Raw genomic sequence first — 20,267 nt, 5'->3', positions numbered from 1 at the left:
CGGGGACGGGGAGTCCCGTACCGGAAACGGGTTTTCAATACCAGATGGCGATGCGGCTGCCGTTCTCCTCTTCCGGGGGGCTGGGGTGGCTGAGGGCCGTGCCGGTGGCGACCCGATGGGCGGTCCACGCGACGGCGGCCGCGTCCAGGACGTCGTCGGGCGGCGCCTGACCGGCCGGGCCGAGGCGTTCCGGCAGGACGATGCCGTTGCGGGCCAGGAGTTCGCGGCGGCGTGCCTGGCCGCTCCACGTCTTTTTGGCGTGGGGAAGCGGCTCGCCGGCCATGGTCCGGAAGGACAGCTCCGGGTGGGCCTCGAAGAGCAGGCCGGGATGGCGTTCCCAGATGGCGTTCGCCTCGAGCAGTTTGGGGCGCAGGGCCCAGGACTGCCGGCTCAGGCCGGCCCCGGTCAGCTCGCGGCAGAGGCGGTTCGCCGAGGTGAAGTCGGCTTCCTGCCAGACGGCGCGGGGCGGCACCCGGAAGACGCTGCCGCGGCGTGGCCCGAGTTGGTCGGCGGCCAGGGTGTCGGCGGCGCGCCAGCGGTCCGGGAGCATGCCGAGGGGGATGTCCACGCCGATGACGGCGGCGCCGGAGCTGCCGGCCACGATCTCGTAGAGCGTGGCGGCCAGCACCGCCCGCCCGAAGGCGCCGTCGCGCAACTCGACGCCGACCCAGCCGAGCGCGTACGCGTCGACCCCGATGACGTGGATGCTCATCGATGCGGAAGCAGCTTCTCGATCGTCGCGATCAGCTCGCCGTCGTCCGGCGTGGTGCCGGGGGCGAAGCGGGCGGCGACCGTCCCGTCCGGGGCGACCACGAACTTCTCGAAGTTCCACTCGATGTCGCCGCCGTCACCGATCAGCTCCCGGTAGAGCGGGTGCCGGCCGGCTCCGTTGACCTCGACCTTCTCGGTCACCGGAAAGGTGACGCCGTAGTCGGTCCGGCAGAACTGCTCGATCTGTTCCGCGGTGCCGGGCTCCTGGCCGCCGAACTGGTTGCATGGGACGCCGACCAGCACGAGGCCACGGTCGCGGTAGGTTTCGTAGAGCTTCTGCAATGCGCTGTACTGCGGGGTCAGGCCGCAGCGAGAGGCCACATTGACCACCAGCACGACCGATCCGCGGTAACGGTCCAATTCGGTCGCGCCACCGGTGAGGGCGCCAATACTGACGTCGAAGATGGTCATGAACGAAGACTACTGGGTGTGTCTGCTTGATTGCACCCCGTCGTAGCCGTCGGGCTTTTGTTAAAGAGACCTTAAAGGTGTTCACCTGGCTTGACTGGTGTTAATCGATGTGACTACGGTCTCTTCATCCAATTCTTTGGAAAGTTTCCTAACTGTTGAGGAGACATCCCCGTGCACAAAACCACCCGCCGGGCACTGTTCGCCGGCGCGGTCGTGACCGCGGCCAGCGTCGCGGTTCCGGTCGTGTCGGCGTCAGCGGCCACCGCATGTGCCCCCGCATGGACTTCTTCCGCCGTCTACGTCAAGGGCAACGTCGCCTCGCAGAACGGCCACAACTACACCGCCAAGTGGTGGACCCAGAACGAGTCCCCGGCCACCAGCAGCACCGAGTGGGCGGTCTGGGCCGACAGCGGCGTCTGTGAGGGTGGCACCACCAACCCGACCACGGCCCCGACCACCGCGCCCACCACCGCCCCGACGACGGCGCCGACCACGCCGCCGACCACCAGCCCGACGGTGAACCCCGGCAACAAGTGGCTCGTCGGCTACTTCGCCGAGTGGGGCGTCTACGGCCGCGGCTACCACGTCAAGAACATCGACACCTCGGGCTCGGCGTCCAAGCTGACCCACATCCTGTACGCGTTCGCCAACACCACCGGCGGCCGGTGCACGATCGGTGACTCCTACGCCGACTACGAGAAGGCGTACACCGCCGCGGAGAGCGTCGACGGCGTCGCGGACACCTGGGACCAGCCGCTGCGTGGCTCGTTCAACCAGCTCCGCAAGCTGAAGAAGAAGTACCCGCACCTCAAGGTGATCTACTCGGTCGGCGGCTGGACCTGGTCCGGCGGCTTCACCCAGGCGGCCGCGAACCCGACCGCCTTCGCCGACAGCTGCTACAACCTGGTCGAGGACCCGCGCTGGGCGGACGTCTTCGACGGCATCGACATCGACTGGGAGTACCCGAACTCCTGCGGTCTCTCCTGCGACGCCAGTGGCCCGGCCTCCTACGCCAACGTGCTGACCGCGCTGCGCAACAAGTTCGGCAGCAGCAACCTGATCACCTCGGCGATCTCCGCCGACGGCAGCAACGGCGGCAAGCTCGACGTGGCCGACTACGCGGCCGGCATCGCGAAGCTCGACAAGGTCTTCCCGATGACGTACGACTACTTCGGCGCCTTCGCCGCGCAGGGCCCGACCGCCCCGCACTCGCCGCTGACCTCGTACGCCGGCATCCCGACGGCGGGCTTCAACTCCGACGCCGCGATCCAGAAGCTGAAGAGCAAGGGCGTTCCGGCCAGCAAGATCCTGCTCGGCATCGGCTTCTACGGCCGTGGCTGGACCGGCGTCACCCAGGCCGCCCCGGGCGGCAGCGCGACCGGCGGCGCCACCGGCACCTACGAGACCGGCATCGAGGACTACAAGGTCCTGAAGACCAAGTGCCCGGCCACCGGTACGGTCGGCGGTACGGCGTACGCGTTCTGCGGCAACAACTGGTGGAGCTACGACACCCCGTCGACCATCGCCGGCAAGATGACCTACGGGAAGAACCAGGGTCTCGGCGGCGCGTTCTTCTGGGAGCTCTCCGGTGACACCACCAACGGCGAGCTGATCACCGCCATCAAGAACAACGTGTAGAACCTGTAATACATCTCGCGAAGGGGGCACCGGGCGCAGGCCCGGTGCCCCCTTTCCGTACGCTTTCCCGCATGCGCCGTGAGTGGCATCAGCTCAGTCATCCCGGGGTGGGCAACCCGGCCTTCCAGACGTCCCGCCCGTCCACCGATTCGGCCGAGGACGAGGCTCTCGGCCTCGACCACTGGCGATCCCTGCCGCGGGTGCAGATGCCGCCCTGGCCGGACATGGGCGAGGTCGCCGAGGTCTGCAAGGTCCTCGACAACGTGCCGTCGATCGTCGCGCCGTACGAGGTCGACCAGCTCCGGCACCGGCTCGCCGAGGTCTGCGAGGGACGGGCGTTCCTGCTCCAGGGCGGCGACTGCGCCGAGACGTTCGCCGACAACACCGAGAGCCACCTGCTCGCCAACGCGCGCACCCTGCTCCAGATGGCGGTGGTGCTGACCTACGGCGCCTCGATGCCGGTGGTGAAGGTGGCCCGGGTCGCCGGGCAGTACACCAAGCCGCGCTCGTCGCTGACCGACTCGCTGGGCCTCCCTGCCTACCGGGGCGACCTGATCAACTCGCTGGACGCGAACGAGGCGGCCCGTGTCGCCGACCCGCAGCGCATGATCCGGGCGTACGCGAACTCCGCCGCCGCCATGAACATGCTCCGGGCGTACCTTTCGGGTGGTCTCGCCGACCTGCACGGGCTGCACGACTGGAACAAGGACTTCGTCCGCGCCTCCCCGGCCGGCGAGCGCTACGAGGCGATCGCCCGGGAGATCGACCGCGCCCTCGACTTCATCCGCGCCTGCGGCATGACCGACAACGAGGCGCTGCGCACGGTCAGCCTCTACTGCTCGCACGAGGCCCTCGCCCTCGAGTACGACCGGGCGCTCACCCGGGTCTCCGACGGTAGGGCCTACGGGCTGTCCGGCCACTTCCTGTGGATCGGCGAGCGCACCCGCCAGCTCGACCACGCGCACATCGACTTCATCAGCCGCATCGCGAACCCGATCGGCGTCAAGATCGGCCCCGGCACGTCGCCGGAGACCGCCATCGAGCTGTGCGAGAAGCTCAACCCGTCCAATGTGCCCGGCCGCCTGACGCTGATCAGCCGGATGGGCAACGGCAAGGTCCGCGACGTGCTGCCGCCCATCGTGGAGAAGGTGCACGCCTCCGGCGCCAAGGTCGTCTGGCAGTGCGACCCGATGCACGGCAACACCCACGAGTCGTCGAACGGCTACAAGACCCGCCACTTCGACCGGGTCGTCGACGAGGTGCTCGGCTACTTCGAGGTGCACCGCGGCCTCGGCACCCACCCGGGCGGCATCCACATCGAACTCACCGGCGAGGACGTCACCGAGTGCCTCGGCGGCGCCCAGGGCATCGAGGACCTCGACCTGCCGGGCCGGTACGAGACCGCCTGCGACCCGCGCCTCAACACGCAGCAGAGCCTGGAGCTGGCGTTCCTCGTCGCCGAGATGCTCCGTGGCTGACCTGCGGTCGGACACCGTCACCCGCCCCACCAAGGGCATGCGGGAGGCGATGGCGAAGGCCGCGGTCGGCGACGACGTGTTCGGCGACGACCCCACGGTCAACGCGTTCGAGGCGCACGTGGCCGAGCTGTTCGGGCACGAGGCGGCGCTGTTCACCCCGTCCGGCACGATGGCCAACCAGATCGCCCTGCAACTCGTCGTCCCGGCCGGCGGCGAGCTGCTGGCCGGCGCCGACGCGCACGTGGTCACCTACGAGCTGGGCGCTGCCGCGCTCTACGGCGGCATCTCCACACGCACCTGGGGCTCGGAGGGCGCCGCACTCGACGTCGAGCGGATCGCCGCGATGATCCGCCCGGCCGGCTACCCCTCGGTGCCGACCGCCGCGATCGCCGTCGAACAGACCCACAACCTCGGCGGTGGGGGCGTCATCCCACTCGCCACGTTGCAGCACCTGCGCGCGGTGGCCGACGCCCAGGGAGTGGCGCTGCACTGCGACGGCGCCCGGATCTGGCACGCCCACGTCGCCGACGGGGTGACCCTCGCCGAGTACGGCGCACTCTTCGACACCCTGTCGGTGTGCCTCTCCAAGGGTCTGGGCGCACCGATCGGGTCGCTGGTGATCGGCAGCCGGGAGCGGATCACCCGGGCCCGGCTCATGCGCAAGCGGATGGGCGGTGGCATGCGGCAGGTCGGCATCCTGGCGGCTGCCGGCCGCTACGCGCTCGACCACCACATCCAGCGGCTCACCGAGGACCACGAGCGCGCCCGGATCATCGCCGAGGCCCTCGCCCCCTTCGGCGTGGTCGACCCGGAACAGGTGCGCACCAACCTCGTTCCCCTGGACCTGTCGAAGCACGACCTGGACGCGCCCACACTGACCGCACAGGCCGCCGAGCGTGGCGTCCTGATCTCGGCCATGCTGCCGCGGGTCGCCCGCCTCGTCACCCACCTGGATCTGGACGACGAGTCGATGGATCAGGCCATCGAGGTCCTCAGCGAACTGCTGGCCTGACGAACCGCCGCCATCCAGCCGCGGATCACCGGATGCGGGTCCGACCCGTCTCCGGCCAGCTCCGGCTGGAAGAGAGTGGCCAGGAAGAACGGGTGGCCGGGTAGCTCGGCCACCCGCACCTCCCCGGACTCGTCGTGCCCGGTGAACAGCATCCCGTGCGCGGCCAGCAGCGCCAGGTGGGATGGGGCGAGGCCGTAGCCGCAGTGGTAGCGCTCCACCGTCCGGGAGGCGCCGAGCAACCGCTCGATCAGCGAGCCGGGCGCCAGATCGACGGCGGCCTCGTGCCCGGCCAGCGAGCAGGTCAGCTCGACGATCAGGTCGTCGTCGCCGGAGGCGCCGTACTCAGCGTGCTGGGCTTCGGTGAAACCGCAGACGTCGCGCGCGAACTCGAGCATCGCGTGCTGGAAGCCGCCGCACGTTCCGAGGAACGGCTTGTTCCCGGTCCGCGCGACCCGCGCAGCGGTGAGTGCCCCCGGCACGCTCCGGTATGGACTGCCCGGCACCAGCCAGATCCCGTCATAACCGGCCAGCGCCTCCGGATCCTCGGCGTCCGGTGTCGGCATCCAGTAGACGTCGAAGTCCTCCTCGTCGCGCAGGACGTCGAGCAGGGCGGGAATGCGGGTGTGCGCGCGAACGGCCGGTGACCGGTCGCCGACCAGGGCGATTGTTCTCATGGACCCAGCCTCCCGTGGGACCGAGATCAGGTCCAACGATCGTTGGTGAAGGCCGCATTAGCATCGCTGATGTGGAACCCCACCTGCTGCGCACCTTCGTGACCGTCGCGGAGACCGGGTCCTTCTCGGCCGCCGCCGAGCGGCTCAACTTCACCCAGTCCGCGGTCTCCCAACAGATCGCCGCACTGGAGGCCGACCTCGGCACCCCGCTGCTGACCCGCCGCCCGGTGGCCCTCACCCCGGCCGGGGAGCGACTGCACCGGCACGCCACGCTGATCCTGGTCCGGCTGGAGGCGGCCCGCGCCGACGTGACCCGGGCCGTCGCCCCGCCCGGCCGGCTGATCGTCGGGCTCACCCCGCTCGCCTGGACACGCCGGGTGGCCGCCGCGCTGGCCCGGATCCGCGGCGAGCCGGGCCGGCTGCGCAGCCGCGTCCTCGTCGCCGGCCGGGACAGGATCGTCGCCGCCGCGGCCACCGGGGAGATCGACCTCGGCATCGTCGACGGTTTCACGGCGCCGAGCGACCCGCTGCCGCTGCCGGAGGCGGGCGCCGTCGGCATCGCCGAGGACACGGCCGTCGTCGCCGTTCCGGCCGGGCATCCGCTGGCCCGCCGTACCAGGGTGAATCTGGCGGATCTGGTCGACGCGTACTGGATCGACGCGCCCGAGGTGACGCCGTTCGCCCGGCTTCCCGTCGACGGCCTACGGGTCGGGCTGCGCTACGACGGCGCCGACGTGGCGATCCTGCGTGGCCTGATCGCGGCCGGGCACGGGCTGGCGGTGCTGCCGGCCAAGGCGGTCGGGGAGCTCACCGGGATTCCGGTGCTCCAGTTGACGCACCGGGTGGAGTTGCTGCGCGGGCCGGGCGCCGAGGCGCCGGCGGCCCGCCTCAGCGAGCTTCTCGCAGCCCTTTGAGCAGGGCGATGTCCGCCGCGTGGCCCTCGTGCTCCACGGTCGGTGTCTCCACGATGATCGGCACCCCGGCGGTGGCCGGGTGCGCGAACAGCTCCGCGAACGGCGCCGACCCGATCCGGCCCTTACCGATCGTCTCGTGCCGGTCCCGGGTCGAGCCGCACTCGTCCTTCGAGTCGTTCGCGTGGACGAGCTGCAACCGGTCCGGTCCCACCGCGGCGAGCAGCGCGTCCAGGGTCGCCGTCATGCCGCCCGGGGTGGCCAGGTCGTGCCCGGCCGCCCAGGCGTGGCAGGTGTCGAAGCAGACGCCCATCCACGGGTGGTTCTCCACCGCCGCGAGGTAGGGCTCCAGATCCTGCACCTTCGACGCCAGGCTGCGGCCGCCGCCCGCGCTCGGCTCCACCAGCAGCCGGGGCAGGCCCTCGGCCGACGCCCGGTCGAGCAGTGGCAGCAGCGCCTCGCGCAGTTGGTGCAGCGCCTTGCCGGCGTGCGACTCGTCGACCGAGCTGCCGGCGTGGTAGACGACCGCGGTCGCGCCGATCGCCTTGCCGCGCAGCAGGGCGTGCTCCAGCGTGGCGACCGACCGCTCCACCGTCAGCTCGGTCGGCGAACCCAGGTTCACCAGCAGCGACGCGTGAATGTAGGCGGGCAGGTCCCGCTCGCCGATCCCGTCCCGGAACAGGGTGTCCTGCTTCGGGTCGCCGGCGGGCAGCGCCCAGCCACGGGAGTTGGAGACGTACACCTGAAGGGTTTCCGAGCCCGCCGCGTCGACGTAGGGGAGGGCGGCCTTGGCCAGCCCTCCCGACGTCTTCGTGTGCGAACCGATCCGATGGCTCACAGGAAGCAAGTCAGCTGCACCACACTGTTCGGCGGGACCGGAGTGCCACCCGGCGGGTTCTGCTGCCGGACCGTGGCGTTCGGGTCGATGTTGATCTGTACCTGGAAGCCCATGCCCTGGAGCGTGGCCTGCGCCTGCTGGCACGGCTGGTTCGTCAGGTCGGGCAGGGGGATCTGCGCGGGACCCTTGCTCACCTTGAGGGTGACCTTGGTGTTCTTCTCCGCGCCGGTGCCGGCCTTGGGGCTCTGCCCGATCACCGTGTCGGCGGGTTCATCGCTCTCCACCGTCTCCTCGGCGGCCTGGAGGCCCCGCTGCGCCAGGATCGTACGAGCGTTGTTGATGTTCTCGCCGACCAGGTTGGGCACCGTGATCGGCGCCTTGCCCTTGCTCAGCACCAGCGTCACCGTCGAACCGGGCTTGAGCTCGGTGCCCGCCTTCGGGTCGGTGGAGATCACCACACCCTCCGGCGCGGTGTCGCTGTAGACCGCCTTGCCCTGCTTCACCTTCAGCTTGAGCGCCTCCAGCTCGGCCTTGGCATAGGTCAGCTCCTGGCCCTCCAGCTCCGGAACCGGATGCACCTCGGGGCCCAGCGACAGGATCACCCGGATCGTGTCGCCCTTGACGATGTCCGAACCGGGCAGCGGGTCCTGTGTGACCACCGAACCCTTCGGCACGATCTCGTCGTACTGCCCGTCGCCGATGAAGACCTCGAACCCCTGCTGCTTCGCGTACGCGACCGCCTGGTCCTGGCTCATCGTGAGCAGCTGGGGTGTCTCCGTGTACCGCCCGGAGGTGACCCACCAGGTGCTGCCGATCACGACCAGCGCCATCAGGGCGACCAGCGCGGTCAGCGTGACCCGTCGGCGGTCCTCGAAGAACCCGGCCAGACCGGCGGCGGGCGGGGCGTTCCGCCGGTGCGGTGCGCTGTTCCGGCCGCCCTGCTCCGGCAGCCGCGCCCAGGACGGGCGGTGCGACGCCTGATAGTTGCCGCCCTGGACCGGCGGCACGATGGCCGTCGCGTCCGGCGCGGAAACGGTGGGCACGATTGTGGTGGCGTCGCCCGCGCCGGGCCGGCCCGGGACCTGGCGCAGCATCGCCGTCTCCGCGTGGGTGACGCCGAGGCCGTCACGGGCCGTCTGCACCTCGCTCAGCATGGCGCCGGCGTCGGTGGGCCGGGAGCCGGGGTCACGCCGGGTGGCCCGGGAGACGAGCTGGTCGAGGACCGGGAGCAGGCCCGGGGCGATCGTGGACGGGGCCGGCACGTCGTTGTCCACGTGCTGCCAGGCCACCTCGATCGGTTCGGCGCCGTCGTACGGCACCCGGCCGGTGAGCATCTCGAAGAGCACGACGCCGGCCGAGTAGACGTCGGTACGCGCGTCCGCCTGACCGGTCTGCACCAGCTCCGGGGCCACATAGGCCACGGTCGCCATGAGCTGCCCGGTGTCGTCGACGGTGCTCGCCTCGATGGCCCGCGCCAGACCGAAGTCGGCGACCTTGACCACGGCGTCCACCAGGTCCGCGGAACCGCCGCTGGGCGCCTCGGCGACCAGCACGTTCTCCGGCTTGACGTCGCGGTGCACCAGACCGGCGCGGTGCGCGGCGGCGATCGCGGCCAGCATCTGCTCGAGGATCGCGAGCGCCTCGACGGGCGTCAGCCTGCCCCGCTGGCTGAGCAGCTCACGCAGCGTCTTGCCCTGCACGAACTCCATCACCAGGTATGGCAGACCCTGATGGCGGCCCTGGTCGTAGACGGCCACGACGTTCGGGTGCGTGAGGCGGGCGATCGTCTTCGCCTCGTCGGTGAACCGGTCGACGAAGTGGACGTTGGTGGCCTGCGAGGGGTGAATGATTTTCAGTGCGACGGTGCGCTCGAGCCGCTCGTCGGTGGCGCGGTAGACGGTCGCCATGCCACCACGGGCGACGCGACCGGTGATCCGGTAGCGCCCGTCAATCGTTGTGCCGATCAACGTATCGGCGACTGTGGTGTCCATCGGCGTGAAGTGTATGTGTCTTTCCAGTGGGGGTGACCCAGGATGTCACAGCTGAGTCCAAACGGGTACCTAGACCGGCGTGACCAGCGCTTCAGCGACGCCAGCGGCGGTGGCGGCGGTCACTGTCGCCGCTTGGTCCGCTGATGTCCGGGCTGGGGGAGACGCTCCCGCTCGCGGACGGGGAGGCTGAAATGTCCGGCTCGGCGGGCGTCGCCGAGGGCGCGGCGGTAGGTGTCGGGGCCGGTGGCGTCTCGCAGTCACAGCCCCGTGCGGAGGTCCGCGCGACGGCCGGCGGCCGGGTGGTGGGAGCGGTCGTCCGTGCCGTGCTCGGAACAGGCGGCGGGGTGATCTTCGTGACGGCCCGCGGCCGCCGCTCCCGGGCCACCGGCACGGCGCCCATCCCGGCCACCCCGCCCACCGGTTCCGCCTCGTCCGGCGGCGGCAGCGGTGCCGCGACCGCCGGCGGCGCGCTCGGCCGATCGGCCATCTGCCCGGCGAACGTCGTGGTGGCGACCAGATAGGACCCGGCCGCGCCGGTCAGCCCGAGCGCACAGAACGCGGTAACCGCGACAAATCGCCGCGGTGGCCGGGCATCGGTCCGCGGCGGTTCCTCCGGCAGGTCCACGAGGGACCCCGGAAAGGTGGACATCCCGGTCGAGGTGACGTCCGGTCGCGGATCCCGGCCGGCCGGGCGGCGGCCCAGGTCGTAGCAGACCGAACGCCAGGCCCCGGCCATCTCCCCACGGACGTTCCGCCACAGGCTCATCAAATGTTCTCCGATCTGGTCTGGCACGCTGTACAGGTGACCGAACCCGTAACCACCGGCCCCGCCGGCTGGATCACCCTGCCGGATGTGTCCGAAAAGCTTGATTTGCCGATCAGCAAGGTGCACCAGCTGATCCGCGAACGCGCGCTGCTCGCGGTCCGCCGGGACGGCATCCGGGTGGTGCCGGCCGAACTGGTCGCCAACGCGACCGTGCTCAAGCACCTGCCCGGCGTCCTGAACCTGCTGCATGACGCCGGGTACAACGACGAAGAAGCCCTCCGGTGGCTCTACGAGCCGGACGAGGGTCTCGGTGGGAACGCCGCCACCGCGCTCGGCGGCCCGCTCGCCCGCGAGGCCAAGCGGCGCGCCCAGGCCCTCGGCTTCTGATCGGATGCGGCAGTTCGGCTACCTGTCCGTCCTGGCCGGGTGCCTGCTGGCGGCGCTCTGGCTGGAGCCGATCCTCAAGGTCAACGTGCTCCGCCGTGGGCGCCGCCTGATCCTGACGATCCTGCCGGTGGCGGCGGTCTTCATCCTGTGGGATCTGGCCGCCATAGCCGCAGGGCATTGGACATTCGACCCGGAGCAGATCACCGGTGTGCGCCTGCCCGGCGATCTGCCCCTGGACGAGGTGCTTTTCTTCCTGGTCGTGCCGTTGTGCGCGATTCTCGGCTTCGAAGCGGTGCGGGCCGTCCTGCGGCGCCCGGCCGGAGACGAGGAGTTGTGACATATACCACAGCCGCCCTGCTGGGCGTCGCGGTCGCGGTCGTGATCGACCTGTTCGTCCTCCGTACCCGTTTGGTCACCAGGCTGGTCTTCTGGGCGACGTACCCGATCATCTTCACGTTCCAGCTGATCTCCAACGGCATCCTGACCGGGCGCGAGATCGTCGTCTACGACCCGGCGGCGATCATCGGCTGGCGCCTCGTCCACGCCCCGGTGGAGGACCTTTTCTTCGGCTTCGCCCTGATCCTGCTCACCCTCTCCGTCTGGATCACCCTGGGCCGCCGCGGCGTCCAGCGCACCCCCGCGGCCGGCGAGGGAAGCGCCCTGCTCCGCCGCCTCCGCTCCTGAAGATCAAAATCAGGATGTCGCATCTCGGTGGTGGGTACCGACCGCTGCTCCCGCCGAGGGCCCGGGCCGGCTCGCTGGCCGCTGGCGCGTCCAGAACGCTCCCCGCCCCGCGCGACGTGCGTGAGTGGTCACCCTCCCCACCCCGTGGCCGGTAACCCCGAGCGCGCCCGGCGCGCTTCAACCCTGTGTCCGGTCACTCCGAGCGTGCCCGGCCCGCTCCGGCCGGATCAGCGGAGAGCGGCGCGGACCGCGGCGGTGAGCTGCCCCAGCCCTATGAGCTGGAGGATCAGCCAGGCCGCGACGGCGACGGTGAGAACCGCGGGAACCAGGCCGGGCGCGACCACGGCGGCCAGTGACGCGACGATAAGGCCCGTGACGGCGACGGCGACGCGGGTGGGCCGTTCCCCGACCGTGACGACGCCGATGTCCGGCATGCCGGCGGCCGAGGCCCGCGCGCGAACGTACTCATGCAGCCAACTCGCCGCCCCGGTGCCGACCGTGAGCCAGGCCGGGGCGCCCGCCAGCCAGAAGGCGGCCAGCCAGGCGGCCTCACCGATCCGGTCGGCGACCGAGTCGTACACGTATCCGGCCCGGCTGACCCGCCCGGTGATCACGGCGACCGCCCCGTCCAGCCCGTCCGCGGCCGCCGCGAGCAGCACCAGCGCGGCGCCGAACGCGAGGCCGGGCGCCCCGGCCGGCGCGACGAGCGGCACGGCCAGGCAGAGCAGCACCCCGGCGAGGGTCACCGTGAACGGCGTGACCCGCCGGGCCCCGAGCCAGGACCCGATCCGGTAGGCCAGCCGCACCCACCCCCGGACCAGCACCGACGCCCGTCGCGGATCGAAGCCGCCGTGCAGCCCCGCCCACGCCTCCGCGTACTGATCCCAGGTCACGAAGCTCCCCCGAACCCCGGCCGGCTCTCAGTGCTCTCTCCCGGCCCCGGAAACAGCCCCCACGGCCGGCCGGGCACGCTCGGCGGGGTGCGCCGGGAAACCGTGCGCACCGATCAGGCCGCGGTCGCGACCTCGGTAGGGGCCAGTTGCTGCCAGACCTCCCGGGTCGCGGTAGACCGGTTCAGGGTGATGAAGTGGATCCCGGGAACACCCTCGTCCAGGAGCCGGGCGCACATCTCCACGCACGTCTCGATGCCCAGGGCCCGCACCGCCTCCTCGTCCCCGGCGACCCGCTCGAACCGATCGAGCAGAGCCGGCGGGAAGGGCGCGCCGGAGAGCTGGGCGGACCGTTCGATGGTGGCCATCCGGGTCACCGGCATGACGCCGGGCACGATCGGGGTGTCACTGCCCGAGGCCGCGACCCGATCGCGTAGACGCAGATAGTCCTCGGCGTCGAAGAACATCTGAGTGATCGCGAAATCCGCCCCGGCCCGGCATTTACGAACGAAGTGCCGGGTGTCGGTCTCCACGTCGGCCGAGCGCGGATGCTTGTAGGGGAACGCCGCCACGCCGACGCTGAAATCGCCGGCCGCACGGATCAGGCGGACCAGATCCTCCGCGTACAGGATCCCGTCGGGATGCCGCACCCACTCGCCCATCGGGTCGCCGGGAGGATCGCCGCGAACCGCCAGGATGTTGCTGATGCCGGCGCCGGCCAGCCGGCCGATGACGTTGCGCAACTCGGCGACGGAGTGGTTCACCGCCGTGAGGTGCGCCATCGGCAGCAGCGTCGTCTCGGTGGCGACGCGTTCGGTGACGGCGACGGTGGTGTCCCGGGTGGTGCCGCCCGCCCCGTAGGTGATCGAGACGAAGCTGGGCCGCAGCGACTCCAGCTCCCGGATCGCCTGCCAGAGCAACTGCTCACCGGCTGGCGTCTTCGGTGGGAAGAACTCGAACGAGAAGGTGGGCGCCGGGCCGCGGATCAGCTCACCGACCGACGGCGCGCCGGGAAGCCGGGAGGGAAGTCCGAGAGACACGGTGAGCACTCTACCGGTCACGCCGCCCTCGATGATCCGCCCGAACGTCCGGGCCGGTCACTCTGCGCGGTCGCATTTTTCCGGTACGCGATGAAGTATCAGCAGAAACCGGGCACGCCGTTTCGCCGTACCATGCGGTCCGGGTGAGCCGTCGCGGCCGTGACGCGCGCTCCGGCACGTGACGGTCCGTCGCCGCGTGGGGTCGTCCGGTGGATCGCGGTGATACGGCCGAACAGGGGGACGGACGACCAGATAGCGTCGACTCCGTGACGAACTCTCCGCTCGAGTCGGCCGGCCTGCGGCCGCGTGTCGACAAGGCGCTCTCCGGTTTTCTCGCCACCCAGCGCGCCCACCTGCTGGAGATCGACACGGCGCTGGCCGAGGTGGCCGACGCGGTGTCGGCGTTCGTACTCGGTGGCGGCAAGCGGCTGCGGCCGGCGTTCGCGTACTGGGGTTTCCGCGGCGCGGGCGGCGCCGACTCGGACGAGGTCGTGGCGGCCGTCTCGGCGCTGGAGCTGGTGCAGGCGAGCGCGCTGATCCACGACGACCTGATGGACCGGTCCGACACCCGGCGCGGGGAGCCGTCGGTGCACCGCCGGTTCGAGCTGCTGCACACGGCCGAGGGCTGGCGGGGCGCGGCGGCCGGGTTCGGTGACTCGGCGGCGCTGCTGCTCGGCGACCTGGCCATGGTCTGGTCCGACGAGCTGCTGCACTCGTCCGGGATGGCGCTGGCCGACCTGGCCCGGGCGCGGCCGGTCTTCGACCAGATGCGGACCGAGGTGACCGTCGGCCAGTACCTGGACGTGCTCACCCAGGCGACCGGCGACACGTCCCTGGAACGCGCCGGCAAGGTGGCCCGCTTCAAATCGGCGAAGTACACGGTCGAACGCCCGCTCCTGCTGGGCGCTGCCCTGGCCGGCGGTGGCCCCGAGGTGTTCGCGTCGTACGCGGCGTTCGGCCTGCCGCTCGGCGAGGCCTTCCAGATGCGGGACGACGTCCTGGGCGTCTACGGCGACCCGGCCCAGACCGGCAAACCGGCCGGCGACGACCTCCGCGAGGGCAAGCGAACCTACCTGGTGGCCGCGGCCTACCAGGCGGTGGACGAGGCCACCCGGCAGCACCTGGAGTCCGCCCTCGGCGACCCGGCCCTGGACGACACCGGCGTGGAACGCCTCCGAACGATCATCCGGGAAGCGGGCGCCCTGGCCGCCACCGAATCCCGGATCGAAACCCTGACCACCGAGGCCCTGACCGCACTGGCCGAGGCCCCCATCGAGGACGAGGCCCGAACCGTCCTGCACGCCTTGGCCGAGGCGTCCACCCGCCGTTCCGTCTGACCGTCCACCCGCGTCGTCGAGGTCCGAACGGTCCGGCACACCTCGCTCGTCCAACCGCACACCCCCACCACCGAGGCTCTGACCGCTCCACTGGAACGGTCGGAGCCTTCGCTCCGTCCTGAGGACCTCCGCGCCGTCCTCGCGGGCAGTCCTACGGCTTGGCGGGTTCACCGCTTCGAACGCCGCACCGATGAACGGAACGGGAAGCGGTCTTTATTCGGTTGTCGGTGGTCGATGCCGCAGCCTATTTTCTCCTCAGCGAATCCGCCGGGCTGGAACGCCCTTGACCTGTGGATTCCTATTATGCAAACGATTTTCCGGAGGTGACGAAATGGGTGCGGTTCTGGTTCTCAATGCCGACTGCGGGCCGCTGCACCGGGTCAGCCTCCGGCACGCGATCCGGATGCTGTTCCGCCAGGTCGCCGTGGTGCACGAGGCCCAGCCGGACACCCGGATCGGGGTCTACCCGGTGCCGACCGTGGTGCGCCTGGTCTCCTACGTGGTGACGCGGTGGCGGCGCGGGCGCGGCCCGGGCTGGTCGCGGGCCGGTGTGCTGCTGCGGGACGGGCGAAAGTGCGCCTACTGCGGCGACTCCGCCTCGACCATCGACCATGTTCTGCCCCGCTCGCGAGGCGGCCGCAACGAATGGCTGAACACCGTCGCGGCCTGCGGTCGCTGCAACAACCGCAAGCGCGACCGCACTCCCGCCGAGGCCCGCATGCCACTCCGGGTGACCCCGTTCGCCCCGATCTGGGCGGTAACCCTCAACTGATCGCGACGCTACCCACCGCCCGGTAGCGCCAGACCTTCCCCTCAAGCGGCGGCCGGCGGGTTTACACGGGGACCCGCCGGCCGCCCACCCTTCCCGCACCTCCGTCCACGCGCGAGCACGTGCCATCCGTGCGTCGAGCCGTCCCCCACGGCGCGTCGACAGCCCCCGTCCCCTCATCAATGCCTCCGTCCCCCTCATGCCCCGCCCGCACGCGCGATGGACTCTCCTGCGCGGTGGGTTGTGCCTTCGGAGCGGTGCTGTGCCGACATCGCACCCGAGTGGCGTTCTCCCAGGTGAAATCCTCTATGAGGCGGTGACCGGATCCCGGGGCTCGGCGCTCCGGCGGGTCCCCGACCCGCGGCGGGAACGATCGCGCTCCAGCCACCACTCGGCGATGAGCAGCGGGATGGTCCACCCGAGCCAGGCCGTCGCGGCCGAGGCCACCCATGCCAGGAGTCCTTCGTCGCCGTGGAAGGTCGTCTCGAGTTGCGGCATCAGGGTGATCACGAAGATCGCGCCCCAGATGCGGTTGGTGATGATCGAGGCGGTGAGTGCGAAGCTGCGGATCATCCACCGGCGGTGCTCGCCGAACCGGCGCTGGCGGGCAGCCCGCCAGCCTTTCACGGTCACGTAGAGCCAGACCACCGCGAGCAGCACGTCACTGGCCCGGGTGGCAGGCCCGAACGGGCTGAGCGAACCGATGGTGAGGGCCGCGATGCCGGCGGGCAGGACGCCGCCGAACACGTAGACCCGGCCGAGTCGCCGGTGCGCGACCGGATGCCGGCGGCGGAACCATGGCCAGATCTGGAAGATCGAACTGACCAGAGCCACACTGCCGAACAGCACATGCGGAACGAGCAGCCAGAAGTGCGCGACACCGAGCTCCGGTGGCTGCGGAACGCGGGATCGTGCCGGGTCGAAGCTGAGATACGGCGGGATCGAGAAGGCCACGAAGATCACCACGATCGCGGCGAACGGAACGATCCACGGGCGCTGCCACCATCGAGTCACGTCACGCTCCTAACTGCGTATGAGATACGCATTGAGCGTATGTCATACGCAATGAACCGGGAAGTGCCTAGGATGAGCCCGTGCCGATGGAGATTCCCCGTACGCTCAAGGTCCTCTGGGGTCTGGAAGAGCGCCGCAACCGCGGCCCGCAGCCGGCGCTGACCCTGGACCGGATCGTCGCCACCGCGATCGAGATCGCTGACCGCGACGGCCTCGCGGCCCTCTCCATGGCCCGTCTCGCCGAGCGTCTCGGCAGCGCGCCGATGTCCCTCTACCGGCACGTGGCCAGCAAGGACGAACTCCTCGTCTTCATGCAGGACGCCGCACCGGGCGAGCCGCCGATGCTGCCGCCCGGATGGCGCGCCGGTCTCGGGGCGTGGGCCCGGGAGTTGAAGGCGGTCTTCCACCGCCATCCGTGGATCCTCCAGGCCTCGGCCGGTCGTCCACCTCTTGAGCCCGGCCAGATCGCCTGGCTGGACCGTGGTCTGTCGGCCTTCGACGGCACACCGCTCACCAGCCGTGAGCGCTTTCAGGCGGTCATGGCGACGCTCTACTACGTGCGCGGCGAGGCGCAGATCTTTGCGGTCCTCCTCGCCGGTGAGGCGGATATGACCGACGACGCCTACGGCGCTCTGATCGGCAGCCTGGTGACCGCTGACCGGTTTCCGGCACTGGCCGCCGCGATCGCCGATGGCCTGTTCGCTCCGGAAGTCGAGGACGTCACCTTCGAGACCGGTCTGTCTCGTCTCTTCGACGGCATTGAACTCCTCGTCTCAGCAAAGAACTGATGGCGGAATGGCGAATCTGGAACGGTTGCGCCAGATCCCGGCCCGGCGCGCGAATCTCGACGCGGACGAGTTGGAGCTGATCGACCGTGCCCGGCGTGACGGCGCCACCTGGCCGGAGATCGCCGAGGCGCTCGGCCTGACCAGCCGTCAAGCTGCGGAGCAACGCCGGCACCGCTTGGCGCAGGCCGCGGAGCGTGCCTCCCGCCCGCAGCGTGCCGAGCTGGACCAGGGGTACGGTCACACCGCCCCCGAGCTGCGCAGACGTGCCATCGAACTGCACCGGAGAATCGGCGCCGACCGCCGCTGGGACGCCCGTTTCCCGCGTGCCGCGCTGGTCCGCGAAACCCTGGTCGCCGCCCCCGATGCGCCTCCCGGCGCCCTTTACGACCTGGTAGCCGCCGTCCTGAAGGATCTGGCGGATCCCAGCGTCCCCGAATTCCCCGCCCCACTGCGCGCGGCGGTCGACCATCTGCGAGCGGCCGCGATCAGAGGGCCGCGATCAGCCTGAGGTGGGCGGCCACCTCCGCTGGGGTCCCAGTTTCAGGGGATTGCGCTCAGCTTGTGGTGGGCGGCGACGTCGGCTGGGGTCCCAGTTTCAGGGGATTGCGCTCAGCTTGTGGTGGGCGGCGACGTCGGCTGGGGTCCCAGTTTCAGGGGATTGCGCTCAGCTTGAGGTAGGCAGCCACGTCGGCTGGGTCCCGGGTTACGCAGCCGATGTAGTTGTCCGGCCGGACCACCACCAGTGCCGGCCCGTCGATGTCGTAAGCGCGTGCCGCGGACCCCGCGGGGTCTTGAAGGTGATGGACCGGGACCGTGAACTCCGGCAGCGGCCCGGCCCAACCGAAGGCCAGGAGCGTGGCATGGGGGCCGCGCAGCAGATCGAAGACGCGGCCCTCGGCGAGAGGAGAATCCGGTGCGCGGTCGCCGGCTCGCACCGCGCCCGGCTCGGACCGGTGCTCGGCCGCCAGCGTGCCGCCCCGGTAGTTGAGCGAGAGCTGCCGCAGCACCGGATCGTCACGGCGCATCGCATCCGCCGATCCCTCGACGTGGCCGCGGTGCAGCCGGGTGCTGATGCCGAGGACATCGGCCGCGACCGGCAGACGCTCCTCCTCGTAGGTGTCGAGCACCCGCTCGTCACCCGTCGCGATCTTCCAGCCCAGGTTGTACGCATCCTGAATCCCGGTGTTCAGCCCCTGCCCGCCGGCCGGTGAATGCACGTGCGCGGCATCGCCGGCCAGGAACACGTCACCCACCCGGAACCGGGAGGCCATCCGGATGTTGGCCCGGAACTCGGACCGCCAGCCCACCTCGGTGACCGTGATCGACGGGTCGACGGAGGCGACCAACTGCCCGGGGGAGAGGTCGGTGGGCGGAGCCGTGAGCTGGAACCAGTCGCCGCCCGGCAGCGGGCACAACCCGAGCCGGAACGACCCGCGCTCGGAGCCCGGCCAGACATGCCAGTGATCGCGGTCGAGGCCGGTCAACCGGACGTCGGCGATCATCAGCCGCTCCTCCTCGTGGGTCTCGCCCTCGAACTCGACGGCGAGCGCCCGCCGCACCGTGCTCCGCCCGCCGTCGGCGCCGACCACATAACGGGCCCGCACCACCTCGCCGGTGCTGAGCGTGACCCGGACCCCGCCCTCCTCCTGCTCCAGCTCGGTGACACCCACCCCGAACTCGACCGGGATCCCCTCGGCGAGCAGCTCGGACGTGCGCCACTGCGGGACCATCCACAGGTTGGGCCAGGGCACGGAGGGGGTCGGCTCGTGCAACTCGTCGAGCCGGAAATCGTGATGACCGCCGGGCACGTGGGCGCGCAGCGACGGATAGTCGCCGCCTGCGGCCAGGAACCGGTCGATCAGCCCGAGATCGTCGAGAACCTCCAGCGTGCGTGGCTGCAATCCCTTGCCACGAGACCCGTCGAAGGGCCGCTCCGACCGCTCCACGATCCGGTAGGGCACGCCATGCCGGGAGAGCTGACGCGCGAGGGTGAGCCCGGTTGGCCCGGCACCCACGATCATGGTGAATCGAGATTCAGTGAACATGAATTCACCATAGGGCACTGCTAACCTCCCGGTCAAGGAGGTTCGGATGGCGGCAGTGGGGATGCGCAAGCAGCAGGCGGCGCAGACCGAGGCGGAGCTCAAGGCGGCCGCGGTCCGGGTCTTCGAGCGGGTCGGTTATCTGAACGCCAAGATCACCGACATCACGACCGAGGCGGGCCGGGCCACCGGCTCCTTCTACAAGCATTTCGCGAGCAAGGAGGCGCTGCTCGAGGCGCTGCTCGCCGACCTGCTCGCCGAGGGCGACGAGAGTGCCGGGCTGGAGGGGCATCTCGACGACTTCCGGGATCGTGCGGCGGTCCGCTGGCACGTCTCGGCCTACTGGCACTTCCATCGCCGCCACCGCCCGCTCATGGTCGCGCTGCAGCAGGCGGCCATCGTCGACGAGGGCTTCGCCCGCCGCAGTCAGGAACTGCTCGAACCGGACCTCCGCCACATCGCCGACCACATGCGCGGCCTCGATCTGCCCGGTGATCCGCTGGTGGCGGCGTCGCTCTTCACCACGACGTTGTCCGGTTTCGCCGCCGCCTACCTCGGCGGCCACGGCCGCGCTCCCGAGGTCTCCGACGACGAGGCGATCGAGACGCTGACCTCCTTCCTGCACGCCGGCCTCGGCGGTGGCGCACGCTGATCACCGCGGCCCGGCTTCCTTCCCGGTACGCTCCGCGCGCCCCGTAGCCGCACTGAAGCCGGTCCGCCGTACCGGCTTCACGCGGGCGCGCCTCTGGAAGAGGGCTCGGGTGCTCCGGCTGTGAGGTGGGTGGCGCGAGGCGGCTGTCGTGGGGACAGCGGTGACGTGGCCTGT

22 protein-coding genes are annotated in these 20,267 nt (G+C 70.8%); 12 read left to right on the top strand and 10 right to left on the bottom strand.

Annotated elements, in window-relative coordinates; translation table 11 throughout:
• Positions 1-34 precede the first annotated feature (34 nt).
• Positions 35-712: a DUF429 domain-containing protein gene (locus tag KZ829_RS10490; RefSeq protein WP_183217310.1), complete on the bottom strand. Its 678-nt coding sequence runs from the start codon at positions 710-712 to the stop codon at positions 35-37.
• A complete protein-coding gene (locus KZ829_RS10485; protein WP_220143629.1) occupies positions 709-1,182 on the bottom strand; it encodes a glutathione peroxidase in 474 nt (157 codons plus the stop codon). Before KZ829_RS10485 ends, KZ829_RS10490 begins: the two co-directional genes overlap by 4 nt.
• A gap of 171 nt (positions 1,183-1,353) precedes the next feature.
• On the opposite strand from KZ829_RS10485, the gene KZ829_RS10480 reads away from it, so the two are divergent.
• The 3 genes from KZ829_RS10480 to KZ829_RS10470 all read left to right on the top strand — a co-directional run bounded on the left by KZ829_RS10480 (position 1,354) and on the right by KZ829_RS10470 (position 5,310).
• Positions 1,354-2,820 carry a glycosyl hydrolase family 18 protein gene (locus KZ829_RS10480; protein ID WP_220143628.1) on the top strand — a complete coding sequence of 489 codons (1,467 nt, stop codon included), beginning with the start codon at positions 1,354-1,356 and terminating at the stop codon, positions 2,818-2,820.
• Positions 2,821-2,891: 71 nt separating this feature from the next.
• Positions 2,892-4,298 carry a class II 3-deoxy-7-phosphoheptulonate synthase gene (locus KZ829_RS10475; protein WP_220143627.1) on the top strand — a complete coding sequence of 469 codons (1,407 nt, stop codon included), beginning with the start codon at positions 2,892-2,894 and terminating at the stop codon, positions 4,296-4,298.
• Positions 4,291-5,310, top strand: a complete 1,020-nt coding sequence (locus KZ829_RS10470) for a threonine aldolase family protein (RefSeq protein ID WP_204295410.1) — start codon at positions 4,291-4,293, stop codon at positions 5,308-5,310. Before KZ829_RS10475 ends, KZ829_RS10470 begins: the two co-directional genes overlap by 8 nt.
• On the opposite strand, the gene KZ829_RS10465 is transcribed toward KZ829_RS10470, so the two are convergent.
• The gene (locus tag KZ829_RS10465) at positions 5,274-5,984 is read right to left on the bottom strand and encodes a CTP synthase C-terminal region-related (seleno)protein (RefSeq protein ID WP_220143626.1); all 711 of its coding nucleotides are present in this window, start codon (positions 5,982-5,984) and stop codon (positions 5,274-5,276) included. The two genes, KZ829_RS10470 and KZ829_RS10465, sit on opposite strands and share 37 nt — an antisense overlap.
• Before the next feature lie 71 nt (positions 5,985-6,055).
• Here KZ829_RS10465 and KZ829_RS10460 point away from each other — a divergent pair, with 71 nt between their 5' ends.
• On the top strand, positions 6,056-6,898 hold the full coding sequence (locus tag KZ829_RS10460) for a LysR family transcriptional regulator (protein ID WP_220143625.1): 843 nt from the start codon (positions 6,056-6,058) through the stop codon (positions 6,896-6,898).
• Here KZ829_RS10460 and KZ829_RS10455 read toward each other — a convergent pair.
• From KZ829_RS10455 to KZ829_RS10445, 3 genes are all read right to left on the bottom strand, one after another.
• On the bottom strand, positions 6,873-7,733 hold the full coding sequence (locus tag KZ829_RS10455) for a deoxyribonuclease IV (RefSeq protein ID WP_372453852.1): 861 nt from the start codon (positions 7,731-7,733) through the stop codon (positions 6,873-6,875). The genes KZ829_RS10460 and KZ829_RS10455 overlap by 26 nt on opposite strands.
• Complete coding sequence (gene pknB / locus KZ829_RS10450; protein WP_220143624.1) at positions 7,730-9,724, bottom strand: Stk1 family PASTA domain-containing Ser/Thr kinase; 1,995 nt, start codon at positions 9,722-9,724, stop codon at positions 7,730-7,732. The genes KZ829_RS10455 and pknB overlap by 4 nt, the downstream gene beginning before the upstream one ends.
• 91 nt (positions 9,725-9,815) lie before the next feature.
• Positions 9,816-10,490, bottom strand: a complete 675-nt coding sequence (locus KZ829_RS10445; protein ID WP_220143623.1) for a hypothetical protein — start codon at positions 10,488-10,490, stop codon at positions 9,816-9,818.
• Between the two features lie 3 nt (positions 10,491-10,493).
• On the opposite strand from KZ829_RS10445, the gene KZ829_RS10440 reads away from it, so the two are divergent.
• From KZ829_RS10440 to KZ829_RS10430, 3 genes are read left to right on the top strand one after another with little or no spacing between them, the layout of a single operon-like run.
• The gene (locus KZ829_RS10440) at positions 10,494-10,877 is read left to right on the top strand and encodes an Rv2175c family DNA-binding protein (RefSeq protein WP_220143622.1); all 384 of its coding nucleotides are present in this window, start codon (positions 10,494-10,496) and stop codon (positions 10,875-10,877) included.
• A gap of 4 nt (positions 10,878-10,881) precedes the next feature.
• Positions 10,882-11,214 carry a lycopene cyclase domain-containing protein gene (locus tag KZ829_RS10435; RefSeq protein WP_220143621.1) on the top strand — a complete coding sequence of 111 codons (333 nt, stop codon included), beginning with the start codon at positions 10,882-10,884 and terminating at the stop codon, positions 11,212-11,214.
• Positions 11,211-11,561 carry a lycopene cyclase domain-containing protein gene (locus KZ829_RS10430; RefSeq protein ID WP_220143620.1) on the top strand — a complete coding sequence of 117 codons (351 nt, stop codon included), beginning with the start codon at positions 11,211-11,213 and terminating at the stop codon, positions 11,559-11,561. The genes KZ829_RS10435 and KZ829_RS10430 overlap by 4 nt, the downstream gene beginning before the upstream one ends.
• A gap of 227 nt (positions 11,562-11,788) precedes the next feature.
• Here KZ829_RS10430 and KZ829_RS10425 read toward each other — a convergent pair whose 3' ends face one another.
• Both KZ829_RS10425 and metF read right to left on the bottom strand, forming a co-directional pair.
• Positions 11,789-12,454 carry a CDP-alcohol phosphatidyltransferase family protein gene (locus KZ829_RS10425; protein ID WP_220143619.1) on the bottom strand — a complete coding sequence of 222 codons (666 nt, stop codon included), beginning with the start codon at positions 12,452-12,454 and terminating at the stop codon, positions 11,789-11,791.
• A 113-nt stretch (positions 12,455-12,567) separates the two neighbouring features.
• Positions 12,568-13,491 carry a methylenetetrahydrofolate reductase [NAD(P)H] gene (gene metF / locus KZ829_RS10420; protein WP_220143618.1) on the bottom strand — a complete coding sequence of 308 codons (924 nt, stop codon included), beginning with the start codon at positions 13,489-13,491 and terminating at the stop codon, positions 12,568-12,570.
• 266 nt (positions 13,492-13,757) lie between these two features.
• Between metF and KZ829_RS10415 the strand changes: the two genes are divergently transcribed.
• On the top strand, positions 13,758-14,828 hold the full coding sequence (locus KZ829_RS10415; RefSeq protein WP_220143617.1) for a polyprenyl synthetase family protein: 1,071 nt from the start codon (positions 13,758-13,760) through the stop codon (positions 14,826-14,828).
• Between the two features lie 331 nt (positions 14,829-15,159).
• On the top strand, positions 15,160-15,600 hold the full coding sequence (locus KZ829_RS10410; RefSeq protein ID WP_220143616.1) for an HNH endonuclease: 441 nt from the start codon (positions 15,160-15,162) through the stop codon (positions 15,598-15,600).
• A gap of 303 nt (positions 15,601-15,903) precedes the next feature.
• On the opposite strand, the gene KZ829_RS10405 is transcribed toward KZ829_RS10410, so the two are convergent.
• Positions 15,904-16,611, bottom strand: a complete 708-nt coding sequence (locus tag KZ829_RS10405) for a DUF2306 domain-containing protein (RefSeq protein ID WP_220143615.1) — start codon at positions 16,609-16,611, stop codon at positions 15,904-15,906.
• Between the two features lie 86 nt (positions 16,612-16,697).
• On the opposite strand from KZ829_RS10405, the gene KZ829_RS10400 reads away from it, so the two are divergent.
• Both KZ829_RS10400 and KZ829_RS10395 read left to right on the top strand, forming a co-directional pair.
• Positions 16,698-17,399 (top strand): TetR/AcrR family transcriptional regulator, encoded by a 702-nt coding sequence (locus KZ829_RS10400; RefSeq protein ID WP_246635423.1) that lies wholly within the window; start codon positions 16,698-16,700, stop codon positions 17,397-17,399.
• Positions 17,400-17,406: 7 nt separating this feature from the next.
• Positions 17,407-17,907, top strand: a complete 501-nt coding sequence (locus KZ829_RS10395) for a hypothetical protein (protein WP_220143613.1) — start codon at positions 17,407-17,409, stop codon at positions 17,905-17,907.
• Positions 17,908-18,049: 142 nt separating this feature from the next.
• On the opposite strand, the gene KZ829_RS10390 is transcribed toward KZ829_RS10395, so the two are convergent.
• Positions 18,050-19,444 (bottom strand): FAD-dependent monooxygenase, encoded by a 1,395-nt coding sequence (locus KZ829_RS10390; protein ID WP_220143612.1) that lies wholly within the window; start codon positions 19,442-19,444, stop codon positions 18,050-18,052.
• A gap of 46 nt (positions 19,445-19,490) precedes the next feature.
• Between KZ829_RS10390 and KZ829_RS10385 the strand changes: the two genes are divergently transcribed.
• Positions 19,491-20,093, top strand: coding sequence for a TetR/AcrR family transcriptional regulator (locus KZ829_RS10385; RefSeq protein ID WP_220143611.1), 603 nt, complete (start codon positions 19,491-19,493; stop codon positions 20,091-20,093).
• Positions 20,094-20,267 lie beyond the last annotated feature (174 nt).

It is taken from the genome of Actinoplanes hulinensis (assembly GCF_019429605.1).
GTDB classification, from domain to species: domain Bacteria; phylum Actinomycetota; class Actinomycetes; order Mycobacteriales; family Micromonosporaceae; genus Actinoplanes; species Actinoplanes campanulatus.
Note: the sequence above shows the minus strand (reverse complement) of the source record. Positions and strands in the feature narration are given on the sequence as shown.